Here is a 5521-nt window from a genome sequence, read left to right as displayed (position 1 = left end):
TCCACCATGACGCCGGACAGCAGCATGCACACGGGCGTGGGCGCGACGGCGTGCGCGTCGGGCAGCCAGAACTGGAAGGGGACGGCGGCGGCCTTCACCAGCAGGCCGGTCAGGACCAGCACGAAGGCGGCGAGGGTCAGGGCGTCCGGCCCGTGGTGGGCTGCGGCCGCGTCCAGTCCTTCTCCGATCTTCGCCATGGCCAGTTCGCCGGTGCGGGCGTACAGCAGGGCGATGCCCATCAGCATGAAGTAGGCGCCCAGCGAGTTGACCAGGGCGAAGCTCAGCGCGCCCTGCACGGCCTTGGCCTCGTCGATGCGGTACCCGGTGAGCGCGTAGGCGACGGCGCTCATCAGCTCGAAGAACACGAACGCGTTGAACAGGTCGCCGGCCACGGCGAAGCCGCACATGCCGCCCTGGAAGAGCAGTATCAGCGCGGGGAAGGTGCCGGCGTGACCGCGCGGCGGCTCGTCGAAGTAGTGCCAGGAGTAGGCCAGCGCGGCCAGCGTGAGCAGGGAGACGAGCGCCGCCATGCCGAGCGACGGCCCGTCCCCGATCAGCACGATGCCGACGCTCTCGCCCCCCTTGGGGAACCAGCCGCCGACCCATTCCACCAGGGCCGGCGAGGAGTGCGGCAGCAGCACGATCGCGAGGGCGGCCGTGGTGGCCGCGGCCAGGCAGCCGAAGGCCTCGGCGACCGGGCGCGGCAGGTGGCGGCCGCCCGCGACGAGCAGGCCGGCCCCCAGCAGGGGGACGGCCGGCAGCAGCGGCAGCAGACGGTGCATCAGCCGCGCAGCTCCCTCAGCTCGTCGGGGTCGACCGTGCCGTGCCGTTTGGCGATCTGCACGGTCAGCGCGAGCAGCAGCGCGGTCACGGTGGCGCCGACGACGACGTCGGTGAGGGTGAGGGCCTGGACGACCGGGTCGACCACGGGCCGCGAGCCGGGCCGGATGTCTGAGAAGACGGGCGCGGTGCCGCCGTCGCGGTAGCCGACGGCGAGCAGCAGGACGTATGTCGCCGACTGGCACACGGCCAGGCAGCCCACGGCGTGGATCAGGTTCCGGCTGGTGGCCAGGCCGTAGCAGCCGGCCAGGAACACATAGGCGGCGACCAGGTACGGAAGGACGTGCGTCACGGCGTTCACGGCGCGCTCACTCCCCACTGTCCTGCTCCTCCACCGCCCTCCTGAGTCCTCACGACCCACTGCCCTCCTCGATCTCGACGGCCTGGTCCAGGAAGCGGGCGAGCAGCACGACGACCGCGCAGGCGACCTCCATGCCGATGGCCGCGTTCAGCAGCGGAACGGTGCCGCCCGAGGACAGCGTGTTGAACGTGCCGTAGGGCAGCAGGGTGTTGGCGAGGAAGGCGGTGCCCGCCAGCACACCGGCGAAGCCCAGCACGAGGTAGGCGGACGCGGACAGCGCGTCGCCGATCTCGTAGGCGTCGACCGGGCGGATGCGTTCCAGGGCGGCGTAGTCGGCGCCCAGGTACATCAGGTGCAGGGCGGTCGCGGCGACCACACCGCCCTGGAAACCGCCGCCGGGGCTGAGCTGCCCGTGGGCGATCACATACAGGCCGGTGACCAGGGCGGTCGGCAGCACGATCAGTGCGTAGCGACGCACGGGCGCGGCGACCTCGCAGGGCTCCGGCGGGTCGCGGTGCTCGTCGCGGGCCTGGCGCAGCAGGACGACACAGCCGAGGACGGACGCGAAGAGGATCGTCATCTCGCCCATCGTGTCGAAGGCGCGCTGGTCGAAGTTGACGGAGGCGACGGTGTTGGCGATGTGCCGGGCGAGGGCCGCGCGCACGGCACGGTCGCCGTACGGGTGCCAGGGGCCGCCGAAGGAGGGAAGCCGCAGGCAGGCCGCGACCAGGAGGGCGGCGAGCCCGCCGCCGCCGAGGACCACCAGCCACAGCCGGGCGCGCGGGGTCACTGCTTGCTGTCCTTGCCGTGGGCGGAGCGCCGGCGGACCTTGCGCACCGAGAGCATGATCAGCAGCGGGGTCAGGGCCGAGCCCACGGCGAGCTGCGACAGCCCGACGTCCGGCGCCTGGAGCACGGTGAACAGCACGGCGAGGGCGGTGCCGAGAACGGCCAGGACCAGGGCCTGGCGGGCGGGGTCGCGGTTGGCGACGGCCGCCGTCGCCAGGCCGGCGACGGCGAGCAGGGCCACGACGACGACCGCGTCAGCCACGGCTCACGCCCGGGAAGCCGCCGGACATCGCCCGGGAGGCGAGGAGGTTCCCGCCGACCAGCAGCGCCCCGACGATCAGGAGCTTCACCATCGCCCGGCCGGGCCCGGTGACCGCGCACAGCACGGCCACGACCACCACGCCGAGGCCGGCGGTCGCCCAGGTCACCCCCCAGGCCCGCGGCCGCTCGTCGGCGAGTTCGTCGGCGAGCAGCCGGGCGAAGACGAGGGTGCCGACCGGGCCGAGCAGGGCCAGGAGCAGGGCGAGATCGACGTAGGAGGTGCGGTCGTAGCCCTGGGAGAGCAGCAGCAGGCCGGGGCAGACCAGGGCGGTGGACAGGTTCTGCGCGACGACGCGGCGCCCCAGCGGACCGGTGGCCACACCCCACAGTGTCGTCCCGAGACCGACGGCCAGCACCACCGTCGCCGCCAGGATCCAGCCGTTCACCGCGACCTCACCGCCGCCCGCCGGCCCGCCCGTGCGACCAGGGCGCCCACGCCCGCGGCGCACGATCCGACCACCCACTCCAAGGTGTAGACGGTGCTGATCAGCATCAGCCACAGCACCACGAGCGCGGCCCACCAGGCCAGCACCTCGCCGACGGCGAGCAGCGTCGTCCGCGCCTTCACACGCCACCTCCGCGGGCTCGGCCCCTGTTCACTGATGTGCGCCGTCCGGCGCTTTCCGGCATCCAAACACCGCTCCGGCCGCGGGCGGCGCGGCGGCGCGCGGGTCCGCAACCCGGTTGCCCCGACAGCAGCAGCGGAAACAGCGCACGGCTGTCCGGCATCGACCGAGCAGTACGCCTTTGCCTGAATCCCCGTCAGAACCGGTCCGTACCAAGGTCTTGACGACCCCTTACTTCACTCCTTAAATCAAGAGTCGACCCCAACCCCCCACAACGGTCGGCGCGCCCGTGCTCCGGGCCGCCGCACAGAAGGGAGAGCCGTGGCCTCTCCACGACTGCTCCGCAGATGTCTCCTCGGCGCCCTGTCCGCCGTGCTCGTCGGCTCCGCCGCGGTCGGCCCCGCGCGGGCGGACACACCGGGCGCCTCCCCCGCCGCCGCCACGGTGACGACGTTCTCCGACACCTTCGACGGCCCCGCGGGCGCGGCCGTCGACCCCGCCAAGTGGCAGACGGAGACCGGCGACAACGTCAACAACCACGAGCGGCAGTACTACACGTCGGGCAACAAGAACGCCGCCCTGGACGGCCAGGGCCACCTGGTCATCACCGCCCGGCGCGAGAACCCGGCCAACTACCAGTGCTGGTACGGCACCTGCCAGTACACCTCGGCCCGGCTGAACACCTCGGGGAAGTTCGCCGCGCAGTACGGGCACGTCGAGGCGCGGATGAAGATCCCGCGGGGGCAGGGCATGTGGCCGGCCTTCTGGATGCTCGGCACCGACATCGGGCAGGTGGGCTGGCCGAACTCCGGCGAGATCGACGTGATGGAGAACGTCGGCTTCGAGCCCTCGACGGTCCACGGGACGATCCACGGCCCCGGTTACTCCGGCTCGGCCGGCATCGGCGCGCCGTACTCGCTGCCGGGCGGCCAGGCGTTCGCGGACGCCTTCCACACCTTCGCCGTCGACTGGGCGCCGGACTCGATCAGCTGGTCGGTGGACGGCACCGTCTACCAGCGTCGCACCCCGGCCGACCTGGGCGGGAAGACGTGGGTGTTCAACAAGCCGTTCTTCCTGATCCTCAACCTGGCGGTGGGCGGCTACTGGCCGGGCGACCCGGACGGCTCCACCGCCTTCCCGCAGCAGCTGGTGGTCGACTCGGTGTCCGTCACCACGAGCACCACCTCCACCGGCGCCGCGATCCGCGGGCTGGCCGGCAAGTGCGTGGACGTGGCCGGCGCGAATCCGGCCAACGGCACCCCCGTCCAGCTCTACGACTGCAACGGCACCGCCGCCCAGCAGTGGACGTTCGCCTCCGACGGGAGCCTGCGCGCGCTCGGCAAGTGCCTCGACGTCACGGACAACGGCACCGCGGACGGCTCCAAGGTCCAGCTGTGGGACTGCACCGGAGGACCGAACCAGAAGTGGGTCCTGTCCTCGGCGCACGACATCGTCAACCCCCAGGCGAACAAGTGCCTGGACGTCACCGGCAACAACTCCGCCAACGGCACCCGCCTGCAGATCTGGACGTGCACGGGCGGCGCCAACCAGAAGTGGACGGTGGGGTGAGGACGAGGGGGCCCTGGGTGGCCGGGAACGGTCCTGCGGGGCCGGGAGCTTCCGCGGGGCCGGGAGCTTCCGCGGGGCCAGGGAACGGCCGGCTTAGTGCAGGGTCCATTTGAACTTGTCGCCGCCCACCCAGCGGACCACGTCCGGGTCGTCCAGGTCGTGGACCCGGATGCCGAACGCCGCGGCGGCCTGGAGGACATCGGTGACGGTCTTCGCCTCGCCGACCACCTCACCGTCGATCTCCACGATACGGAAAGGCGGATGGCCCGGCTGTACCCCGAGCACCATGATTCGCGGCTGGGAGACACGGGGGCTCGCGCTTTCGGTCATGTCATCAAGCCTAGGACGGGACCGCCTGGGACGAGCCCTCGCATCACGGGTGGGCGCGGGTGAAACCGGACCCACCGCGGCTCCTCGCACGTGATCGCACACGTACGGTCGCACACGTACGGTCGCACACGTACGGTCGCACGGCGCCCCGCTCAGGGGCGCCGCCAGTCGTCACCGGTCAGGTGGGAGCCGGCCATCGGGCCCATCCGCAGCATGCCGCCGTCCACGCTCCAGGACGCCCCGGTGACGTAGGAGGCGTCGGGGCCGGCGAGGAAGGCGATCACGGCGGCGACCTCGCGGGCGTCGCCCGGGCGGCCCAGCGGTACGCCGGGGCGGCGCTCGGTGTGCACGTCGGTGTCGTCCTGGCCGGTCATCGGCGTGGCGATCTCCCCGGGCGCCACCGCGTTCACCGTGATCCCGTGCTCGGCCAGTTCCAGTGCCATCACCTGGGTGAGCAGGCCGAGGCCCCCCTTGGCCGCGCAGTACGGAGCGGCTCCCACCCGCGGCTGGTGCTCGTGCACCGAGGTCACGTTGACGATCCGGCCGCCGTCGCCCTGCGCGATCATCCGCCGGGCCGCCTTCTGCCCGCACAACAGCGGCCCGACCAGGTCCACGTCGAGCACGCGGCGCACATCGTCCAGGCGGAGGTCGAGGAACGGTGTGGCGGTGCCGGTGCCGGCGTTGTTGACCAGGACGTCGATCCGGTCGCCGAGCTCCGCGGCCAGCTCGTCGAGGGCGCCCGCGGCGGCGGGCAGCCGGGTGAGGTCCATCCGGGTGACGGCGGCCCGCCGCCCTTTCCCCCGGAC

9 protein-coding genes are annotated in these 5521 nt (G+C 72.6%); 1 reads left to right on the top strand and 8 read right to left on the bottom strand.

Annotated elements, in window-relative coordinates:
- The 6 genes from ABZ484_RS38245 to ABZ484_RS38220 form a co-directional block, all read right to left on the bottom strand.
- Positions 1-782: proton-conducting transporter membrane subunit (locus tag ABZ484_RS38245; protein WP_358870559.1), on the bottom strand; the 782-nt coding region annotated here is incomplete at its 3' end.
- Complete coding sequence (locus tag ABZ484_RS38240; RefSeq protein ID WP_358870560.1) at positions 782-1132, bottom strand: sodium:proton antiporter; 351 nt, start codon at positions 1130-1132, stop codon at positions 782-784. The genes ABZ484_RS38240 and ABZ484_RS38245, both read right to left, overlap by 1 nt.
- A 58-nt stretch (positions 1133-1190) precedes the next feature.
- The gene (locus ABZ484_RS38235) at positions 1191-1931 is read right to left on the bottom strand and encodes an MnhB domain-containing protein (protein WP_358870558.1); all 741 of its coding nucleotides are present in this window, start codon (positions 1929-1931) and stop codon (positions 1191-1193) included.
- Positions 1928-2191: a hydrogenase subunit MbhD domain-containing protein gene (locus ABZ484_RS38230; protein WP_030172432.1), complete on the bottom strand. Its 264-nt coding sequence runs from the start codon at positions 2189-2191 to the stop codon at positions 1928-1930. The genes ABZ484_RS38235 and ABZ484_RS38230 overlap by 4 nt, the downstream gene beginning before the upstream one ends.
- Positions 2184-2636, bottom strand: coding sequence for a monovalent cation/H+ antiporter complex subunit F (locus ABZ484_RS38225; protein WP_358870557.1), 453 nt, complete (start codon positions 2634-2636; stop codon positions 2184-2186). The genes ABZ484_RS38230 and ABZ484_RS38225 overlap by 8 nt, the downstream gene beginning before the upstream one ends.
- Positions 2633-2818, bottom strand: coding sequence for a hypothetical protein (locus ABZ484_RS38220; RefSeq protein WP_358870556.1), 186 nt, complete (start codon positions 2816-2818; stop codon positions 2633-2635). The genes ABZ484_RS38225 and ABZ484_RS38220 overlap by 4 nt, the downstream gene beginning before the upstream one ends.
- A 319-nt stretch (positions 2819-3137) precedes the next feature.
- On the opposite strand from ABZ484_RS38220, the gene ABZ484_RS38215 reads away from it, so the two are divergent.
- On the top strand, positions 3138-4385 hold the full coding sequence (locus ABZ484_RS38215; RefSeq protein WP_358870555.1) for a lectin: 1248 nt from the start codon (positions 3138-3140) through the stop codon (positions 4383-4385).
- 93 nt (positions 4386-4478) lie between these two features.
- On the opposite strand, the gene ABZ484_RS38210 is transcribed toward ABZ484_RS38215, so the two are convergent.
- Positions 4479-4715 carry a hypothetical protein gene (locus tag ABZ484_RS38210; RefSeq protein ID WP_189901133.1) on the bottom strand — a complete coding sequence of 79 codons (237 nt, stop codon included), beginning with the start codon at positions 4713-4715 and terminating at the stop codon, positions 4479-4481.
- A 152-nt stretch (positions 4716-4867) separates the two neighbouring features.
- A partial coding sequence (locus ABZ484_RS38205) for an SDR family oxidoreductase (RefSeq protein WP_358870554.1) occupies positions 4868-5521 on the bottom strand: 654 nt, incomplete at its 5' end.

The sequence above is a fragment of the Streptomyces sp. NPDC006393 genome, assembly GCF_040628575.1.
Lineage (GTDB): Bacteria > Actinomycetota > Actinomycetes > Streptomycetales > Streptomycetaceae > Streptomyces.
Note: the sequence above shows the minus strand (reverse complement) of the source record. Positions and strands in the feature narration are given on the sequence as shown.

Bases quoted from the DNA above. Each gene is read 5' to 3' on its own strand.
- ABZ484_RS38210 (WP_189901133.1), bottom strand. From the start codon at position 4,715: ATGACCGAAAGCGCGAGCCCCCGTGTCTCCCAGCCGCGAATCATGGTG.